Here is a 17,228-nt window from a genome sequence, read left to right on the forward strand (position 1 = left end):
CTCACTCCGCCGGCTGCGGTTCGGGGCTGGATGCGGACCAGTCGCCGGGCTGTCTCGCTTCGCTGCGAACGATTTTCGCCGGCGGCGGAACGTCGGCATCGGTGCCGGCTTCCTCGGCAATCGAGGCTGCTCGCAACGCCTTGGCGTTGCCACGCCAGGAATCCCACATGCCGATAATGCCCTTGGGCAGCAAAAGCGTGACGGCGACGAACAACCCACCCAACGCAAACAACCAGAACTCCGGCAACACGCCGGTGAACCAGGATTTGCCGGCATTGACCAGCAAGGCACCGATGATCGGCCCGACGATGGTGCCGCGCCCGCCAACGGCGGCCCACACCACGACCTCGATCGAATTGGCCGGCTCGAACTCGCCCGGATTGATGATGCCGACCTGCGGCACGTAGAGCGCGCCGGCAATGCCGGCCATGACAGCCGAGATGGTGAAGGCGAACAGCTTTACATTTTCGGCCCGCCAGCCGAGGAAGCGCGTGCGGCTCTCGGCATCGCGCACCGCCATCAAGAGCTTGCCGTATTTGGAGCCGACGATCGCCCAGGTGATGAACACGGCAAGCGCAAGCATCACGGCGCTGGCGGCGAACAGCGCCGAGCGAGTCGCGTCGGCCTGCACGTTGAAGCCCAGAATATCCTTGAAATCGGTCAGGCCGTTGTTGCCGCCAAAACCCATGTCATTGCGGAAAAAGGCGAGTAGCAGCGCGTAGGTCATCGCCTGCGTGATGATCGAGAGATAGACGCCGGTGACGCGGCTGCGGAAGGCGAACCAGCCGAAGACGAAAGCGAGCAGGCCAGGCACCGCCAGCACCATGAGGCCGGCAAACCAGAAATGGTCGAAGCCATACCAGAACCACGGCAATTCCTTGTAGTTCAGGAACACCATGAAGTCGGGCAGGATGGGGTTGCCGTAGACGCCGCGCGAGCCGATCTGGCGCATCAGATACATGCCCATCGCATAGCCGCCGAGCGCGAAGAAAGCGCCGTGGCCGAGCGAGAGAATGCCGCAATAGCCCCAGACCAGGTCAAGCGCCAAGGCGAGCAGCGCGTAGCAGAGATATTTGCCGGTCAGCGCGACGATATAGGGTGGGACATAGAAGGCGCTGGTGGGAGACACCGCGAGATTGAGCAGCGGCACGATAACGGCCACCGCCAGCAGGATGAAGATCGTGATGGCAATGCGGCGGTCCGCGCCTGCAGCGAAAAAGCGTCCCGTGATCATGCTTCCACCGCCCTGCCCTTGAGCGCGAACAGGCCGCGCGGGCGCTTCTGGATGAACAGGATGATCAGCACCAGCACGACGATCTTGCCGAGTACCGCGCCGGCATAGGGCTCGAGGAACTTGTTGACGATGCCGAGCGAGAAGGCGCCGACCAGCGTGCCCCACAGATTGCCGACGCCGCCGAAGACGACGACCATGAAGCTGTCGATGATGTAGCCGCGGCCGAGATTGGGCGAGACATTGTCGATCTGGCTAAGCGCGACACCGGCAATGCCGGCAATGCCGGAGCCAAGCGCGAAGGTGAGCGCGTCGACCCAGGGCGTCCTGATGCCCATCGAGGCGGCCATGCGTCGGTTGGCGGTGACGGCGCGCATCTGCAGGCCCCAGGGCGTGCGCTTCATCACATAGAGCAGCACCGCGAACACGGCGAGCGCGAAAACCAGGATCCACAGCCGGTTCCAGGTGATTGCAAGCTGCCCGACATTGAACGAGCCCGACATCCACGAGGGGTTGCCCACCTCCTGGTTGGTCGGCCCGAAGATCGAACGCACCGCTTGCTGCAGGATCAGCGAGACGCCCCATGTCGCCAGCAGCGTTTCCAGCGGCCGGCCATAGAGAAAGCGGATGACGCCGCGCTCGATGATCAGGCCAACCAGAGCCGAGACGAGGAAGGCGAGCGGCAGCGCGATGACCAGCGACCAGTCGAACAGGCCGGGAAAGGATGTGCGGATCACTTGCTGCACAACGAAGGTCGTGTAGGCGCCGAGCATGACCATCTCGCCATGCGCCATGTTGATGACGCCCATGACGCCGAAGGTGATGGCAAGCCCGATCGCCGCCAGCAGCAGCACCGAGCCCAGCGAAATACCGTACCAGATGTTCTGGCCGGCATCCCAGAAGGCCAGGGTCGAATTGATGTTGGCGATCGCGGCCGTGGCAGCTTGCTCGACCGCGTCCGAAGAATTCGCCTCGACAGACGTGAGCAGCGAAACCGCGTCTCGGTCGCCACGCGCGCCGATCAGCGCGATGGCAGCGAGCTTGTCGGCTTCAGGCCGATCCGAGACAAGAACTGAAGCGGCACGAGCCTGTTCGAGCAGAGCCTTGACGCTGGCCACGGTCTCACTGGCAATGGCCGTGTCGAGCGGCCCGATGTTTGCGGCATCGGGCGTCTTGAACATGGTGTCGGCGGCGGCAATGCGGACAGCCGGATCCTTGGCGCCAAGCGTCAGCGTGCCCAACGCATCGCGGATGGCGCGACGCAGCGTGTTGTTGACCTTGATCTTGGTGATGTCGTCCTTGGCCGCCTCGCCCGATGCCTCGCCGCTCAACGGGTCGGAAAGCTGGACGCTTTCGCCGGCTTCCTTGCCGACAAACACCAGGGAATCAACCTTGCGGATGTAGAGGTTGCCGTCGGCCAGTGCCGCAAGCGGCCGCTCCACTGCCGGATCGCCGGTGGCCGCCAGTTCGTGGACGACGGCTCCGATCTCCGAAAAACCCTTGGCCGTCGCGAATTTGACGATGATGCCGCGCAGATCGGCTTCGCCAGCGCCCGATGGCGACAGCGTCGCCAGCAGGAACAACAGCGTCAAACCAATCGCACGAAACAGGTTCATCGGTTTCTGGTAACCTTTGAAGGTTGAAGTGGGCGTCCGGACGGCGGAGGAAGCCGTCCGGACGCGCGCGGTCTGACTAGGTCAGCCCTGGGAGGGATCAGTTCGTGCCCTTGCCGCCGCACTTGCCGGTGGCAACGTTGAAGTTGCCGCAGGACAGAGGCGCGCGCCAATCGGAGATCAGGTCCTTGGAGTCAGGCAGATAGTCGGACCATTCATCGCCCATCACCAGACCCGGCGTGCGCGACACGGTTTCGAACTGGCCGTCGGCCTGGATTTCACCGATCAGCACCGGCTTGGTGATGTGGTGGTTCGGCATCATCGTCGAATAGCCGCCGGTCAGGTTCGGCACCGACACGCCGATCATGGCGTCGATGACCTTGTCCGGATCGGTTGTGCCGGCCTTCTCGACCGCCTTCACCCACATGTTGAAACCTATATAATGGGCTTCCATCGGGTCGTTGGTGGTGCGCTTGTCGTTCTTGATGAACTTGTGCCAGTCGGCGATGAACTTCTTGTTCTCGGGCGTATCGACGCTCTCGAAGTAGTTCCAGGCGGCGAGATGGCCGACCAGCGGCGCGGTGTCGAGACCGGCAAGCTCTTCTTCGCCGACCGAGAAGGCCATGACCGGGATATCCTCGGCCTTGACGCCCTGGTTGCCGAGTTCCTTGTAGAACGGCACGTTGGCGTCGCCGTTGACCGTCGAGACGACGGCGGTCTTCTTGCCGGCCGAACCGAACTTCTTGATCGCCGAAACCTCGGTCTGCCAATCGGAGAAGCCGAACGGCGTGTAGTTGACCAGGATGTCTTCCGCCGCGACGCCCTTGGCCTTCAGATAGGCCTCGAGGATCTTGTTGGTGGTGCGCGGATAGACGTAGTCGGTGCCTTCCAGCACCCAGCGCTTCACCGAACCGCCGTCCTCGCTCATCAGATAGTCGACCGCCGGGATGGCCTGCTGGTTCGGCGCGGCACCGGTGTAGAACACGTTGCGTTCGCTTTCCTCGCCCTCATACTGGACGGGATAGAACAGGATGTTGTCGAGCTCGGAGAACACCGGCAGCACCGATTTGCGCGACACCGAGGTCCAGCAGCCGAACACCGCCGCGACCTTGTCCTTGGAGATCAGCTCGCGCGCCTTTTCGGCAAACAGCGGCCAGTTGGACGCAGGATCGACGACGACCGCCTCGAGCTTCTTGCCGAGCAGGCCGCCCTTGGCGTTCTGCTCGTCGATGAGCATCAGCATGGCGTCCTTCAGCGTCGTCTCCGAAATCGCCATGGTCCCCGACAGCGAATGAAGAATGCCGACCTTGATGGTGTCCTCGGCCGCCCTGGCGGGCGCAGACATCAACAGGCCGGCGGCAACCACGCTCGCCGAAAACATTTTTGTTATTGTCGAGAAATTACCCCTCATATTACAGACTCCCAAGCTGGTTGATTGCACCGCAACACTACAATGCAACCCCCATGCCAATCGCTTTGGCGACGCCGACGGGACACGAATAACCGAGCATTATCAGGGTCTTGAAATATTAGGCTTACAAAAACAAAGAGAACCGGTTAAAAATCGATTGAGAGAAATTTGCGCAGCATACGCGATGATTGCCTAATTTTCGCCCATTTTGGCAAAATGCCTAGATTTTGATCTTCACAGGCGTGTCGCAGACGACCGGTGTTGCGGCGCGACGCAAAAATAGGGCAAGCTCGTTCCTCAAACGAGCGACGTCATGGCTTCCGGCATTTCACGCATCTTTATCGGCATATTGCTTCTGGCGGCAGCAACCGGGGCCGCGCGAGCAGACTTTAGCGACGGCAAGATGCCCGACGGCAACTATCACTGCGAGGTCTACCTGCTCGGCATGTTCCTCAGCCTCGGCGACATCACCATCAAGGGGAACGTCTACAGCGGCCCGGTGACCTTCGGGACCGCGCAGCAGGGGTACAACTATCAAATGGACGCAAACGGCGTGATCTCCTGGCTGGGGCCATTGGGCGGCTATACCGCCGGCGGCAACTCGCTGTCGCTGACTCAGGCAACGCTGGACGGCCAGAGCACGCCCTCCTTCGACATCATCATGAAGCAACCCGACGGCGCCTTCACCGCCTCGACCTGCACCAAGCAATGAGGCGGCAAGAAAAAGGCACGGAACCTTGTGGGTTCCGCGCCAGCAGTCCGTCGGGAGGATGTGACTAGATCGTCTTGGCCGACATCTGCGCGGCGATGTAATCGGCCTGGCGGATCGCCAGCGAGACGATCGTCAAGGTCGGATTTTCGGCGGCACCCGTGGTGAACTGGCTGCCGTCCGACACGAACAGGTTTTTGATGTCGTGCGCCTGGCCGTGCTTGTTGACGACGCCGTCGGCCGCTTTCTCGCTCATCCGGTTGGTGCCGAGATTGTGGGTCGACGGATAGGGTGGCGTCGGGAAGGTGCGCGTGGCACCAACCGCCGCGTAGAGCGCCGTGGCCTGCTTGTAGGCGTGGTTGCGCATCGCGGTGTCGTTCGGGTGGTCGTCGAAATGCACGTCGGCGATCGGCATGCCGTGCGCGTCCTTCTCGTCGGCATGCAGCGTGATGCGGTTCTCCGCGCGCGGCATGTCCTCGCCGACGATCCACAGGCCGGCCATGTGGTCGTAGTGGTCGAGTGCCGTGGTGAACGACCGGCCCCAGGCGCCCGGATCGAGGAAGGCCGCCATGAACGGCAGGCCGAGCGACAGCGTCTCGAATTCGTAGCCGCCGACGAACCCGCGTGACGGGTCATGGCGAGCCTCGTCGCGGATGATGCCGGCCATGGTCGTGCCGCGATACATGTGCACCGGTCTGTCGAAGATGGCATAGACCGAGCCGGTGGTGTGGCGCATATAGTTCTTGCCCACCTGCCCCGACGAGTTGGCAAGGCCGTCAGGGAATTTGCCCGACGCCGAATTGAGCAGCAGCCGCGGGCTTTCGATGGAGTTGCCGGCGACGGCGACGATGCGGGCCTTCTGCTCCTGCAGCTTGCCGTCCTTGTCGGCATAGACGACGCCGGTCACTTTGCCCGAGGCGTCATGGTTGATCTTGATCGCCATGGCGTTCGGCCTGACCTCGAGATGGCCTGTCGCCTCGCCCTTGGGGATTTCGGTGTAGAGCGTCGACCATTTGGCGCCCCATTTGCAGCCCTGAAAGCAGAAGCCGGTCTGCTGGCAGGACATGCGGTCGTCGCGATCGACCGAGTTGATCGCCATGTTGCCGGTGTGGCATTCCTTGTAGCCGAGCTTGTCGGCACCGGCCTTCAACACCTTGAAATTGTTGTTGCCCGGCAGTCTCGGCCAGTCATTGGTGCCGGTGACGCCCATCTTGGCTTCGGCCTTGGCGTAGTAGGGCTCCATCTCGGCCAGCGTGATCGGCCAGTCGAGCAGGTTGGCGCCCTCCAGTTTGCCGTAGGTCGACAGCGTCTTGAACTCATGCTCCTGAATGCGCAGCGAGGCTCCGGCCCAGTGCGTGGTCGAACCGCCGACCGATTTGACGATCCAGGCCGGCAGGTTGGGAAAGTCCTTGGCCACACGCCAGTCACCCGACGTGGTGCGCTTGTCCGTCCAGGCGAGCTGGCTGAACGAACCCCACTCGTCATTGATGAAATCCTCATATTCGTGGCGTGCGCCGGCTTCCAGGATGACGACATCGACACCCTTCTGGGCGAGTTCGTTGCCGAGCGTGCCGCCACCGGCGCCCGAGCCGATGATGACGACGACGCCGTCGTTGTTCAGATCAAATGAAGCTGCCATGGTTTCCTCCCATGATTTCTGTTTGCGGGTTCAGGAACGACGGGCTCAGAGCCACTCTATGTCGTCAAAACCGCGCGCGATGTAGCCGCCCTTGGAATAGGACTCGCCCTCGTAACCGAAGATCGGCCACACCTCCTTCTGGTTGTAGAGGCTGACGACAAGGCCGCCACGGATGGCCTGGAAGAACGGCGTCGCCTCGATCTGCTTCAGCACGCCGACGCGCTGATCCTCCCAGCCGAGGCCCCGATAGCCTCCGTCACCGGACTTCTTGTCGAGGTCGGCGATGCCGTCTTCGATCATCGCCTTGTAGGCGGCGTCCTTGCCGGCCTGCTCGTCATGGCCCTTCACGGCAATGGCGTAATATTTGTCGGGAACCTGATCGTGCGGATAGATGTCGCGAGCCATCTGGATCAGCGTCGCCATGGTTTCGGGCTTGAGCGCCGATGTCTCGAGCCCCCAGGCATGCTCGGGACTGATGACCGCGCTGCCGGAGATGACGAGCAGCGCGCCGATGCCACCGCGTTTGAGAAGCTCACGACGTGAAAGCCCGGGCTTCGCGTCATAGATCGTGACCATTTTATTCCTCCCTGCTTGCTATGTGCACTCTTGAGAGTGCCGTTGCTGGCGCTGCACCTGCCGGTGCGGCTGCTATGTCTCCTATTGGAAGCGACCTCCGCGTTGCAGAACCTCGATCTTGTAGCCGTCCGGATCCTCGATGAAGAAAAAGCGGGCGATCAGAGACCCGTCGCGGTTGAATTCAACGATCTTCTTCGGATTGAGGCCAAGCGCGCCGAGGCGGTCATGTTCGCTGTCGAGGTCGACGACCGAGACCGCGAGGTGACCGTAGCCGTCGCCGAGCGCGTAGGCCCCCTGCCGATCCTTGTTCACGGTCAGTTCGAGCTCGAATCCTGTCTCGGCATTGCCGAGGTAGATGAGCGTGAATGTCTCGAAGTCCAGCCTGTCGGCCGACATCGAGCGCGAAGGCAATTTCGGTAGAAATCGACGGATCGGGTCTCGTCGAGAACCCGGATCATGCTGTGGATCGCCTTGGCCAAATCAGTCTCCGCGGTGGTGTGGAGGCGATTATGCGCGGCGCGGACAAAAGGTGGTGGCAGCCGGTTACCACGCCCGGAACCGTGAACGGGACGAAAGTCCGATTGCCGGACCGGCAATTTTGCCCGAGAGTGCATATGGGGACAGGTTAAGCAGTATCAAACTGCACGCCAGTCCACCCAAGACCAACAATCATGGGAGGTTTTTCGGATGTGCAGGGTGTTTGCGGGCCAGGACCCCGAAGGCTATCGCCAGATCAACCGGTCGATTCGCATCGACGGCCACTCGACCAGCATCCAGCTTGAAGCGACATTCTGGGCGTTGCTGGACGAAATCGCCGAAAACCAGAACCTGACGACGCCGAAATTCATCTCCAAGCTTTATGACGAAGCCATCGAGATCAACGGCGCCATTCCGAACTTTGCGTCGATGCTGCGCACCACCTGCGCGCTCTATCTGCGCGGCCATCGGCCAGGGATGGATGAGCAGATGGTGCCGAAGCGGGAAGCGGCCTAGCCGTCGACGGCGACAGCGAGCGCAAGCCGGCCCATGTCGGTGAACAGCGCCTGACGCTCTGAATAGTCGGTCTGTTCGCCGGTCTCGATGTTGTCGACCACGACGCAGATCGACAGCGCGCGAGCCCCGAAATGCGCGGCGATGCGATAGAGCGCGCTGGTTTCCATATCCACGGCCAGGGCTCCGGCCACCTGCGCATCGGCAAAACGGGCGCGTCCTTCCGGGTGATAGAAGATGTCGCTGCACACCGTCAGGCCGGCACAATGGTCGATGCCAAGTTCGGCCGCCTTGGCCAACGCACATGCGAGAAGCGCCGGATCCGGGCCGGCGGGTTCATAAATGCCAAAAACCTGACCGCTCTGGGCGCTTTCCGCCTGTGCCGACTGCGAGATGACAAGGCTGCGCAGTTTTGCCTTTGCGGTCAGGCTGCCGCAGGTGCCGGTACGGATCAACGTCCGGGCGCCAAAATGGTCCAGCAATTCATGCGCATAGATCAGAAACGATGAAACACCGATGCCCGTCGCCTGAATGCTGATGGGCTTGCCACGAAACAGCCCGGTGAAGCCAAGCGCGCCGCGTCGGCGATTGATGCAGCGCGGCGCTTCCAGGAAAGTCTGCGCCATCCATTCGGCACGCTGCGGGTCGCCCGGCAACAACACCGTGTCGGCGTAATCGTCCTTGTCCGCTTCGTTGTGTGGCGTCAACCGCTGCTCCCCCAGGCCCGCCTGCCGTTTCACCTGCAATCATGGCGTTGTCACGGCGTTGTGCAAGGGAAAGAACATCAGGAAACTCTAAGACTCCAGCACATCCTTGACGATCGTCGCCAGTTGCTTGAGCGAAAACGGCTTTGGCAGGAAGCCGAAATGCGCGTCGGCGGGCAGGTTTCTGGCGAATGCGTCCTCGGCATAGCCGGACACGAAGACGAACTTGATGTCCGGCTGGCGCTTGCGTAATTCACCAAGCAGCGTCGGCCCGTCCATTTCCGGCATCACCACGTCGGAAACGACGATGTCGACCTTGCCGCCCAGCGCCTCGAACACTTCCAGCGCCTCGACGCCCGAGGATGCCTCATGCACGGTATAGCCGCGCGACACCAGCGCCCGCATGCCGCCCATGCGCACGGCGTCCTCGTCCTCGACGAGCAGCACCGTGGCCGAGCCCGACAGATCCTTGGCCGCATCGGCGACCTTTGCCGGCGCTGCCGGCACATCGTCGGGCTCGCCTGCTTTTTTCGCTTCCGCGATATGGCGCGGCAGGAAAATGCGGAAAGTCGAGCCTTTGTCGACTTCGGAATCGCAGAAGATGAAGCCGCCGGTCTGCTTGATGATGCCGTAGACCATCGACAGGCCAAGGCCGGTGCCTTTGCCGACTTCCTTGGTGGTGAAGAAGGGCTCGAAGATCTTCTTCAGCACGTCGGGCGCGATACCGCTGCCGGTGTCCTCGACTTCGACCACGACATAGTCCGCCGGGGCGAGTTCGCGGTAGGAAAAGGCCTTGCACTCCTCGGCGGTCACATTGCGGGTGCGCACGGTGAGATCGCCACCCGCCGGCATTGCGTCGCGCGCGTTGACCGCAAGGTTGACCACCACCTGCTCGAACTGCCCGATATCGACCTTGACCGGCCAGAGGTCGCGGCCATGGTCGACTTTCAGCTTGATGTCGTTGCCGACCAGTCGGGCCAGCAGCATCCTGAGATCGGCGAGCACGTCGGTCAGGTTGAGCACTTCCGGCCGCAGCGTCTGCTTGCGCGAGAAGGCCAGCAGTTGCCGCACCAGTGAAGCCGCCCGGTTGGCGTTCTGCTTGATGTTCATGATGTCGGGGAAGGACGGGTCCGACGGACGGTGGTTGGTCAACAGAAGGTCAGACGCCATGATGATGGCGGTCAGCACATTGTTGAAATCATGCGCGATGCCGCCGGCAAGCTGGCCGACCGCCTGCATCTTCTGGCTTTGCGCCATCTGCCCTTCGAGCGCTTTCTGCTCCGTCGTCTCGACGGCGTAGACGATGGCCGACTCCTCGGCGCCCTCGCCGCCGGTGCCGTCGGCGACCGCGTTGACGTAGAAACGGATGTGCCGCTCGTCGTTGCCGGGCAGAAGCGTATCGATCGGCTCGATGTCGGCCTGCCGCTGCTGCGCTTTTTCGAAGGCAGCCGCAAAGGTCGGCCGGTCGCGTTCATGGATCACCGTGTCGAGCCGCACACGGCGATCGACGGCGTCGCGGTCGACGACGGATGAAAACAGCGACAGGAACGGCGCATTGGTGCGCAGGATACGCCCGTTGTGGTCGACGCCGGCGATCGCCATCGGTGTCGAGTTGAAGAAGCGGGTGAAGCGCACTTCCGAGGCCCGCAAATCGGCAGAGGAGTCTTCGCCTTGCGTGCGGTTGAGCACGATCGTGCGTGTCGGGCCGTTGAGGCCTTCGCGGCTGGCCGAAACGCGATGCATGAAGCGCACCGGTAGCGCCTCGCCCGTCATCGTCGTCAGATCGAGATCGATCACGGCGTTGCGTGTCGTGCCGGGGTCGGCCTTGACCGAGCGGACCAGCGCCATGCCGTCGCCAGCCACGATTTCGGCCAAGGAGACGGCACCGGGCGTGAAGCTGGTGAGGTCGATGCCCAGCCATTCGGCGAGCGTGGCGTTGATGTAGGTGACGCGGCCTTCCTGGTCGGCCGAAAAGAAGCCGGCCGGCGCGTGGTCGAGGTGATCGATCGCCTTCTGCAGGTCGAGGAAGAAACGCTCCTGCTCGGCCCGCTCCTGCGAAATGTCGGCAAGCTGCCAGGCCAGCATCGGCAGCCGCTGGCCTGGAACGCTGAAGGCGCGCGCCCGCGCCCTGTACCAGCGGGCGCCGGGCTCGGCGCCGGGCCGAATGGACTGTGCCAGCCGAAACTCGCCGTCGCCCGGTTGGCCGTCGCGCAGGCCGGATGCCAGGCGATAGATCGTCACCGAGGCTTCAGGAACATCCGAGAGCAACCCCTCGACCGTCTTCAGGTCGGCCGCCGACGACGCTCCGGTCATGTCGGCATAGGCGCGATTGGCATAGACGACACGGCCCTTGGTGTCGGTGACGAGAAGGCCCTGCGACATGGAATCGACGAAGGATTTCGACAGTTCGTCGCCTGTCGAGCGTGGCGTCACCTGCACGAAGCCGATGGCTGTGGCAAACAGGAAGCCGACGCCGATCATCGCCAGCACGCCGAGCATGCCGAGCAGGAAAGGATCGCCGAGGCGTTCGCGGAACAGGCCGAAAACGATCGCCGCCCCCGTCAGAACCACGATGAAAATGATAAGCCGAGTGACCGCGCCCGGTCGCGTATTCTGGTCGACGATCGGTACCGGATAGAAATCGCCGCGCACTTCCTTGGCCATGTGCCCCCTGCTCGTGAATTCCGGTGTTCCGACACCCGCCCCTAGCGGGTTGAATCACATTCTCCTAGTCCGGAAAAGGCCTGGGCGGCAAATGTCGGATAAAAATGATGTCTTCCGGCCTTCGGAGTTTTTCTAGCTGTTCACCAGCGTGAAACGCAACTTGCGGTGGCCCGCCGCAACGGTCTAGTGTCGCGTCACTTCCAAGGGCAATCAGGGGAAACCAATGCAATGGCTGGATAGCGTGGCGGGCCCCGGTTATGCCGCAGCACTGTTGTGGACGTTTGCAGCACTTGTCCTGCTGGTCATCGTTCTCGTCATCATCAAGCTCGTGCGCAATCTGACGTTCGGTACCTTTGTCGCCGGCGGCCGGAATCGCAAGACGCGGCTGGCCGTCATGGATGCCACCGCTGTCGACAGCCATCGCCGGTTGGTGCTGGTACGCCGCGACGACATCGAGCACCTGCTTCTGATCGGCGGCCCGACCGACGTCGTCGTCGAGCGCGATATCCGCCTTTCGGCGCTGCGCCGGCCGGCATTGACCGGAGACGGCGGCTTGCAGCCGGTGCCGGCCACTGCAGCCCCCGCAGCAAGGCCGCGTCCGCCGCAACCGGCTCCACCGCCGGCAAGACAGGCACCCGCTCCGCAGCCGGTGAACACCGCGCCGCCCGCCCGCCCGCGCCAAACAGCTCCAGCGCCAGCACCTGCGCCAAAGCCGGCGGCGCCAAGCTACCAGCCGACCAATGTCACGCCGCTGCCCGCCTATGGCTCCGCCAACGCCAATGTCGTTCGGCATGCACCACCGCCGCCGCCAAGACAGGACAGCATCGACGAAACGCTGATGAGGGAACTCGAAGTGTCGCTCGACCAGCCCCGTTCGAGCGGCCCGGTGAGCAAACCGGTGGCGAAGGCGCCGCAGTCGCTCGACGACGAAATGACGAAGCTTCTCGGCGAACTTTCCAGCCAGAAGAGATGAGCGGCCGCTGAGTCGCTACTTCAAACGAAAATCGTAACCGGTTTGGTTTGCCGAACCATGAAAATGGCCGGAAAACCGGCCATTTCAAATCAACGTCGCTCATGGCGGCTGGTCGTGCGCCTGTCGGCCTTGACCCTCAATCGTCGCGGTAGACTTTTTCGCGGCGCTCGTGCCGCTCCTGCGCTTCGATCGACAACGTCGCGATCGGACGCGCATCGAGCCGCTTAAGCGCGATCGGCTCGCCGGTCTCCTCGCAATAGCCGTAAGTGCCTTCGTCGATCCGCTGCAGGGCGGAATCGATCTTTGCAATCAGCTTTCGCTGACGGTCGCGGGCCCTGAGCTCGATGGCGCGATCGGTTTCCGATGAGGCGCGATCGGCCAGATCGGGGTGGTTGGCGTTCTCTTGCTGCAGGATTTCCAGTGTTTCGCGCGCTTCGCGCAATATGTCATTCTTCCAGGTGACGAGCTTTGAGCGGAAGTAGGATTTCTGCCGCTCGTTCATGAACGGCTCGTCTTCGGAGGGTACGTAATCGGCGGTAACGATGTCGTTCATTCGACTCACCCAAACTGCCCCAAATTTGGCGCCTATATATTCGTCGCCCGACGCCTGCACAAGCGCAATCGGCCGCTGTCTCACGCAATTGTCAATGTGCACAGGCGCGCACCTTTGCAGCAGCGTACGGTCGATGTGATACCAAACAGCGCTGCGACACTTTGGATCCGGTGAAACATGCTTTCCGAAGATCGACCGTGATCTTCGGGCCAATGCACAACGCCTTTTGCGGCACCGCAGCATGGGTGATTCGCAGTGTTCGAAGAACACGGGCCATTGTGCGCAACGCCGTTCTCATGGCTAATCCTGGAAGGCTTCGGCATTCGGAGGTTGGGTGAGCAGGCTTTATCTGTTGCGACATGCCAAGGCTGGTTGGGCGCTGCCCGGCATGCGAGATTTCGATCGCCCGCTCGATGCGTCCGGCCGCGCCGATGCCGAAATGATGGGCGCCGCCATGCGCGCCCGCTTCTATGTTCCGGGCCTGACGCTGTGCTCCAACGCCAAACGCGCCAAGGAGACGCTGGAAGGCCTGGCCGGTCAGACCGACACCGGCCGGGTCCTGTTCTTCGACGCGCTCTACAGCGCGGACGCGGCCGGTTACCTCCACCTGATCCGCGACAATGGCGGGTCGGGTTCATTGCTGGTCATCGGTCACAACCCGATGACGGAAGATCTCGCCATGGCGGTTTCGGGCGACGGCGACGAGACAGCGCGGGCCACGCTCAACCATGGGTTCCCGACCGCGGCTCTGGCGGTCGTCCGCTTTGACGGTGACCTTGCCCAGGCCACCCAGGGCACCGGCTATCTCGAAGCGTTCCTGACGCCGGCCGATCTCTGAAGCCATTTCAAAGCTAGGTTGCAGAGCCTATATCGGACGGACCGAAGTCCGAGAGAGCATATTTTGGCATCATCGCTGACCACCTTCACCGACGAGGCGAGGATTGCCCTCGACACGCTGTCAGGCCGCGCCACCGGGCTTTTTTCCCCATCGCTGCGCCTCGGCGTGACCGGATTGTCCCGCGCCGGCAAGACGGTGTTCATATCGGCCCTTGTCCACAATTTGATCCATGGCGGCCGCCTGCCGCTGTTCGAGGCGCAGAAATCGGGACGCATCGCCCGCGCCTTCCTCGAGCAGCAGCCGGACGACGCCGTGCCGCGCTTCCAGTACGAGGATCACATCGCCGCCCTGGTCAACGACCGCGCCTGGCCCGATTCGACGCGCGCCATTTCGGAATTGCGGCTGACCATCGAATATGAATCGGCCTCCGGCTGGAGCCGCATGTTTTCCTCAGGCAAACTGTCGGTCGATATCGTCGATTATCCCGGCGAATGGCTGCTCGATCTGCCGCTGCTCGGCAAATCCTTCGCCGATTTTTCGCACGAAGCCTTCGAAATGGCCGTTCTGCCGGTGCGCGAGTACCTGTCGCAGACCTGGCGGGCGCTGTCGGCGGAGACCGATCCGAACGCCGATGCCGACGAAATGACGGCGCGCCGCCTGGCCGAGAGCTTCGCCGCCTATCTGAAGGCGTGCAAGCTCGACGAGCGCGCGCTTTCGACCTTGCCGCCCGGCCGCTTCCTGATGCCTGGCGATCTCGAAGGCTCGCCCGCACTGACCTTCGCGCCCCTGGCTGGGGTCGGCGACAGGCGTCCGCGCCCGGGCTCGCTGCACGCCATGATGGACAGGCGTTACGAGGCCTACAAGACGCATGTCGTCAAGCCGTTCTTCCGCGAACACATCACGCGTCTCGATCGTCAGATCGTGCTGATCGACGCCATGCAGGCGCTGAACGCCGGTCCAGGCGCCATGGCCGACCTGGAGCGCGCGGTGACCGAGATCCTCAGTTGCTTCCGCCCCGGCCGGGGCAGCTTCCTCACCGACCTGTTCTCGCGGCGCATCGACCGCATACTGGTTGCCGCGACCAAGGCCGACCATCTGCATCACGAAAGCCATGACCGCCTCCAGGCGATCGTGCGGCGGCTTGCCGACCGCGCCGTGGCGCGGGCGAATTTCACCGGCGCCGATGTCGATGTGGTCGCCATGGCGGCGGTGCGCGCGACGCGCGAAGGCACCGTGAAGCAGGGCCGGGAGACGCTTCCCGTCATCATCGGCACGCCGATCGCCGGCGAGAAGATCAACGGCGAAACCTTTGATGGAAAGACAGAAACAGCCATATTTCCCGGTGACTTACCGGAGAATATTGACGCGGTTTTCGATGTTTCGGGAGCCGATCACAGGCAGGACTCCGCGGACCCGGCAATCCGCTTCGTCCGTTTCCGTCCGCCCAAGCTCGAACGCACGGCCGAAGGTGTCACGCTGTCGCTGCCGCATATCAGGCTCGACCGTGCCTTGCAGTTCCTCATCGGAGATCATCTGGCATGACCGCGCCCCGCAAGCCGGCAGCATTCCGCATCGAGCCGGAAGCCACACCGAGACAAGAAGCGCCGGAGACGCGCCGCGCCCAGGCTGGTACCCATGCCCAGACCGACACCCAGCGCAAACCCCGCGCGATGAAGACCGATGTCGCGATGGTCATACCGGCGGAAGTCGATGTCTTCGACGAGCCCGATATCATTGCCGCCGAACCGCCACCGGCGATCGCCCCCAGGAAGCGCTCGCTGCTCGGCAGCATCTTCTTCGGCGCCTTTGGCGTGCTGGTTTCGCTGGCGGTCGGCCTGTGGACCGACCAGCTCATACGCGACCTCTTTGCGCGCGCCGAATGGCTGGGCTGGCTGGCCGCAGGCATGGCCGCCATCGCAGTGCTGGCGCTTGTGGTGATCCTGATTCGCGAGTTCCTGGCCATCGCTCGCCTCGCCGAGGTCGAAAAGCTGCAGAAGCGGGCGCTCGATGCGATCGCGCGTGACGATCCCAAGGCAGCCCGATCGGTCGTCGACGAATTGTCGGCCTTTGTCGCGGCCAAGCCCGAGACCGCGGCCGGCCGACGCGCGCTGGCCGAACTGCGCGGCGAAATCATCGACGGCGGCAACCTGGTACGCCTGGCCGAGGCCGAAATTCTCGGACCCCTCGATGCCAGGGCAAAGGTGATGATTCTCGAGGCCGCTAAACGCGTCTCGCTGGTGACGGCGGTCAGTCCGCGCGCACTTGTCGATGTTGCCTATGTCGTGTTCGAGGCCGGGCGGCTCATTCGCCGCCTGTCGGAACTCTATGGCGGACGGCCGGGAACGCTGGGTTTCTTCCGCCTGGCACGCAGCGTGCTGGCGCATCTGGCGGTCACCGGCTCGATCGCGGTCGGCGACAGCTTCGTCCAGCAGATCGTCGGCCACGGCCTGGCGGCACGCCTTTCGGCCAAGCTTGGCGAGGGCGTCGTCAACGGCATGATGACGGCGCGCATCGGCATCGCGGCGATGGAGACGGCGCGCCCCCTGCCCTTCAGCGCCGCGAAGCGCCCCGGACTGGGCGATTTCCTCTCGGCGCTGACATCGTTTGCAACCAGGAAAGATGTTGAAACAGCGCCGTCCGGCAAGTGAGCCTTTGGACCTTCGGAATCGTTGCCGGACTGCTTTACGGCGACCCCGTAGTGACGAAGCATTAACCAATCTTGTTCATGGTCAGACGGGTTCCAAACAGCCTCTTTGTTGCCGGATGTCGTCGATGAAAAGCGTAATTCTATCCAGCCTCCTGCCCCTGGCAGCCGTGATCACAGCAGTCGTCGGCATTGCCGGGGCAGCCTCCGCGGCGGAACCGGACAGGCAGTTCTTCCAGTCGGCCGAAGGCAAATGGAACGGCCCCGGTGAAATCGTCGCCGGCAAGTACAAGGGCACCAAGTTCAACTGCAGCTTCACCGGCTCCACGCCGGACGGCAAGGTCGGCATGTCGCTCGACGGCGGCTGCCGGGTCGGCATGTTCACCCAGCAGATGTCGGCCAAGATCGAGCGCAAGGGCCGCGAGGGCTACAAGGGCAGCTTCATGGGCGGCGCCACCGGCTCCGGCCTCGACATCATCGGCGGCAATGTGGTCGACGCCCGCAAGGTGGTCTTTACCATCAACCGCAACCAGCTGCGCGGCGTCATGCAGGCCCGCATCCCCGACGACAATTCGATGACGGTGACCATTGCCGTGCGCGTCGACGACCAGTTGGTGCCTGTGATCGGCATGAGCCTGAAGCGCGTCGACGCCGTCGAAGTCGGCTCCATCGCGCCGAACTGA

The 17,228-nt window shown here is 63.0% G+C and carries 15 protein-coding genes and 1 pseudogene; 7 read left to right on the top strand and 9 right to left on the bottom strand.

What is annotated here, in order from left to right:
- Position 1: 1 nt before the first annotated feature.
- The 3 genes from urtC to urtA form a co-directional block, all read right to left on the bottom strand.
- Complete coding sequence (gene urtC, locus ACFOJ9_RS16600) at positions 2-1,234, bottom strand: urea ABC transporter permease subunit UrtC (RefSeq protein WP_378979947.1); 1,233 nt, start codon at positions 1,232-1,234, stop codon at positions 2-4.
- A complete protein-coding gene (gene urtB, locus ACFOJ9_RS16605; RefSeq protein ID WP_378979949.1) occupies positions 1,231-2,847 on the bottom strand; it encodes an urea ABC transporter permease subunit UrtB in 1,617 nt (538 codons plus the stop codon). Before urtB ends, urtC begins: the two co-directional genes overlap by 4 nt.
- 97 nt (positions 2,848-2,944) lie before the next feature.
- On the bottom strand, positions 2,945-4,255 hold the full coding sequence (gene urtA, locus ACFOJ9_RS16610) for an urea ABC transporter substrate-binding protein (protein WP_378979951.1): 1,311 nt from the start codon (positions 4,253-4,255) through the stop codon (positions 2,945-2,947).
- Between the two features lie 313 nt (positions 4,256-4,568).
- On the opposite strand from urtA, the gene ACFOJ9_RS16615 reads away from it, so the two are divergent.
- Positions 4,569-4,967 carry a hypothetical protein gene (locus ACFOJ9_RS16615; RefSeq protein WP_378979952.1) on the top strand — a complete coding sequence of 133 codons (399 nt, stop codon included), beginning with the start codon at positions 4,569-4,571 and terminating at the stop codon, positions 4,965-4,967.
- A 64-nt stretch (positions 4,968-5,031) separates the two neighbouring features.
- On the opposite strand, the gene ACFOJ9_RS16620 is transcribed toward ACFOJ9_RS16615, so the two are convergent.
- The 3 genes and pseudogenes from ACFOJ9_RS16620 to ACFOJ9_RS16630 form a co-directional block, all read right to left on the bottom strand.
- Positions 5,032-6,603, bottom strand: a complete 1,572-nt coding sequence (locus ACFOJ9_RS16620; protein ID WP_378979954.1) for a GMC family oxidoreductase — start codon at positions 6,601-6,603, stop codon at positions 5,032-5,034.
- A gap of 45 nt (positions 6,604-6,648) precedes the next feature.
- The gene (locus ACFOJ9_RS16625; RefSeq protein ID WP_224699138.1) at positions 6,649-7,179 is read right to left on the bottom strand and encodes a gluconate 2-dehydrogenase subunit 3 family protein; all 531 of its coding nucleotides are present in this window, start codon (positions 7,177-7,179) and stop codon (positions 6,649-6,651) included.
- Positions 7,180-7,260: 81 nt separating this feature from the next.
- Positions 7,261-7,658, bottom strand: a pseudogene (locus ACFOJ9_RS16630) (VOC family protein).
- Positions 7,659-7,866: 208 nt separating this feature from the next.
- On the opposite strand from ACFOJ9_RS16630, the gene ACFOJ9_RS16635 reads away from it, so the two are divergent.
- Complete coding sequence (locus ACFOJ9_RS16635; RefSeq protein WP_013531854.1) at positions 7,867-8,172, top strand: ribbon-helix-helix domain-containing protein; 306 nt, start codon at positions 7,867-7,869, stop codon at positions 8,170-8,172.
- Here the strand turns inward: ACFOJ9_RS16635 and ACFOJ9_RS16640 are convergent.
- Both ACFOJ9_RS16640 and cckA read right to left on the bottom strand, forming a co-directional pair.
- Positions 8,169-8,876, bottom strand: coding sequence for a purine-nucleoside phosphorylase (locus ACFOJ9_RS16640; protein ID WP_378979956.1), 708 nt, complete (start codon positions 8,874-8,876; stop codon positions 8,169-8,171). The genes ACFOJ9_RS16635 and ACFOJ9_RS16640 overlap by 4 nt on opposite strands.
- An 87-nt stretch (positions 8,877-8,963) precedes the next feature.
- The gene (gene cckA, locus ACFOJ9_RS16645) at positions 8,964-11,537 is read right to left on the bottom strand and encodes a cell cycle histidine kinase CckA (protein ID WP_378979958.1); all 2,574 of its coding nucleotides are present in this window, start codon (positions 11,535-11,537) and stop codon (positions 8,964-8,966) included.
- Positions 11,538-11,760: 223 nt separating this feature from the next.
- Here cckA and ACFOJ9_RS16650 point away from each other — a divergent pair, with 223 nt between their 5' ends.
- Positions 11,761-12,510 carry a hypothetical protein gene (locus ACFOJ9_RS16650; RefSeq protein WP_378979960.1) on the top strand — a complete coding sequence of 250 codons (750 nt, stop codon included), beginning with the start codon at positions 11,761-11,763 and terminating at the stop codon, positions 12,508-12,510.
- A gap of 136 nt (positions 12,511-12,646) precedes the next feature.
- Here the strand turns inward: ACFOJ9_RS16650 and dksA are convergent, their stop codons facing one another.
- A complete protein-coding gene (dksA, locus tag ACFOJ9_RS16655; protein WP_013531862.1) occupies positions 12,647-13,063 on the bottom strand; it encodes an RNA polymerase-binding protein DksA in 417 nt (138 codons plus the stop codon).
- A 334-nt stretch (positions 13,064-13,397) separates the two neighbouring features.
- On the opposite strand from dksA, the gene ACFOJ9_RS16660 reads away from it, so the two are divergent.
- The 4 genes from ACFOJ9_RS16660 to ACFOJ9_RS16675 all read left to right on the top strand — a co-directional run bounded on the left by ACFOJ9_RS16660 (position 13,398) and on the right by ACFOJ9_RS16675 (position 17,228).
- Positions 13,398-13,901, top strand: coding sequence for a SixA phosphatase family protein (locus ACFOJ9_RS16660; protein WP_378979963.1), 504 nt, complete (start codon positions 13,398-13,400; stop codon positions 13,899-13,901).
- A 63-nt stretch (positions 13,902-13,964) separates the two neighbouring features.
- Complete coding sequence (locus tag ACFOJ9_RS16665) at positions 13,965-15,443, top strand: YcjX family GTP-binding protein (protein WP_378979965.1); 1,479 nt, start codon at positions 13,965-13,967, stop codon at positions 15,441-15,443.
- Entirely contained in the window at positions 15,440-16,549 is a 1,110-nt protein-coding gene (locus ACFOJ9_RS16670; protein ID WP_378979967.1) for a YcjF family protein, read from the top strand. Before ACFOJ9_RS16665 ends, ACFOJ9_RS16670 begins: the two co-directional genes overlap by 4 nt.
- 124 nt (positions 16,550-16,673) lie before the next feature.
- Positions 16,674-17,228, top strand: coding sequence for a hypothetical protein (locus tag ACFOJ9_RS16675; protein ID WP_378979969.1), 555 nt, complete (start codon positions 16,674-16,676; stop codon positions 17,226-17,228).

The sequence above is a fragment of the Mesorhizobium cantuariense genome (assembly GCF_042647205.1).
In the GTDB taxonomy this organism is placed as follows: Bacteria; Pseudomonadota; Alphaproteobacteria; order Rhizobiales; family Rhizobiaceae; genus Mesorhizobium; species Mesorhizobium cantuariense.

Excerpts from the sequence above, each read along its gene's own strand:
- urtC (WP_378979947.1), bottom strand. The coding sequence starts at position 1,234 with ATGATCACGGGACGCTTTTTCGCTGCAGGCGCGGACCGCCGCATTGCC.
- urtB (WP_378979949.1), bottom strand. The coding sequence starts at position 2,847 with ATGAACCTGTTTCGTGCGATTGGTTTGACGCTGTTGTTCCTGCTGGCG.
- urtA (WP_378979951.1), bottom strand. The coding sequence starts at position 4,255 with ATGAGGGGTAATTTCTCGACAATAACAAAAATGTTTTCGGCGAGCGTG.
- ACFOJ9_RS16615 (WP_378979952.1), top strand. The coding sequence starts at position 4,569 with ATGGCTTCCGGCATTTCACGCATCTTTATCGGCATATTGCTTCTGGCG.
- ACFOJ9_RS16620 (WP_378979954.1), bottom strand. The coding sequence starts at position 6,603 with ATGGCAGCTTCATTTGATCTGAACAACGACGGCGTCGTCGTCATCATC.
- ACFOJ9_RS16625 (WP_224699138.1), bottom strand. The coding sequence starts at position 7,179 with ATGGTCACGATCTATGACGCGAAGCCCGGGCTTTCACGTCGTGAGCTT.
- ACFOJ9_RS16635 (WP_013531854.1), top strand. The coding sequence starts at position 7,867 with ATGTGCAGGGTGTTTGCGGGCCAGGACCCCGAAGGCTATCGCCAGATC.
- cckA (WP_378979958.1), bottom strand. The coding sequence starts at position 11,537 with ATGGCCAAGGAAGTGCGCGGCGATTTCTATCCGGTACCGATCGTCGAC.
- ACFOJ9_RS16650 (WP_378979960.1), top strand. The coding sequence starts at position 11,761 with ATGCAATGGCTGGATAGCGTGGCGGGCCCCGGTTATGCCGCAGCACTG.
- dksA (WP_013531862.1), bottom strand. The coding sequence starts at position 13,063 with ATGAACGACATCGTTACCGCCGATTACGTACCCTCCGAAGACGAGCCG.
- ACFOJ9_RS16670 (WP_378979967.1), top strand. The coding sequence starts at position 15,440 with ATGACCGCGCCCCGCAAGCCGGCAGCATTCCGCATCGAGCCGGAAGCC.
- ACFOJ9_RS16675 (WP_378979969.1), top strand. The coding sequence starts at position 16,674 with ATGAAAAGCGTAATTCTATCCAGCCTCCTGCCCCTGGCAGCCGTGATC.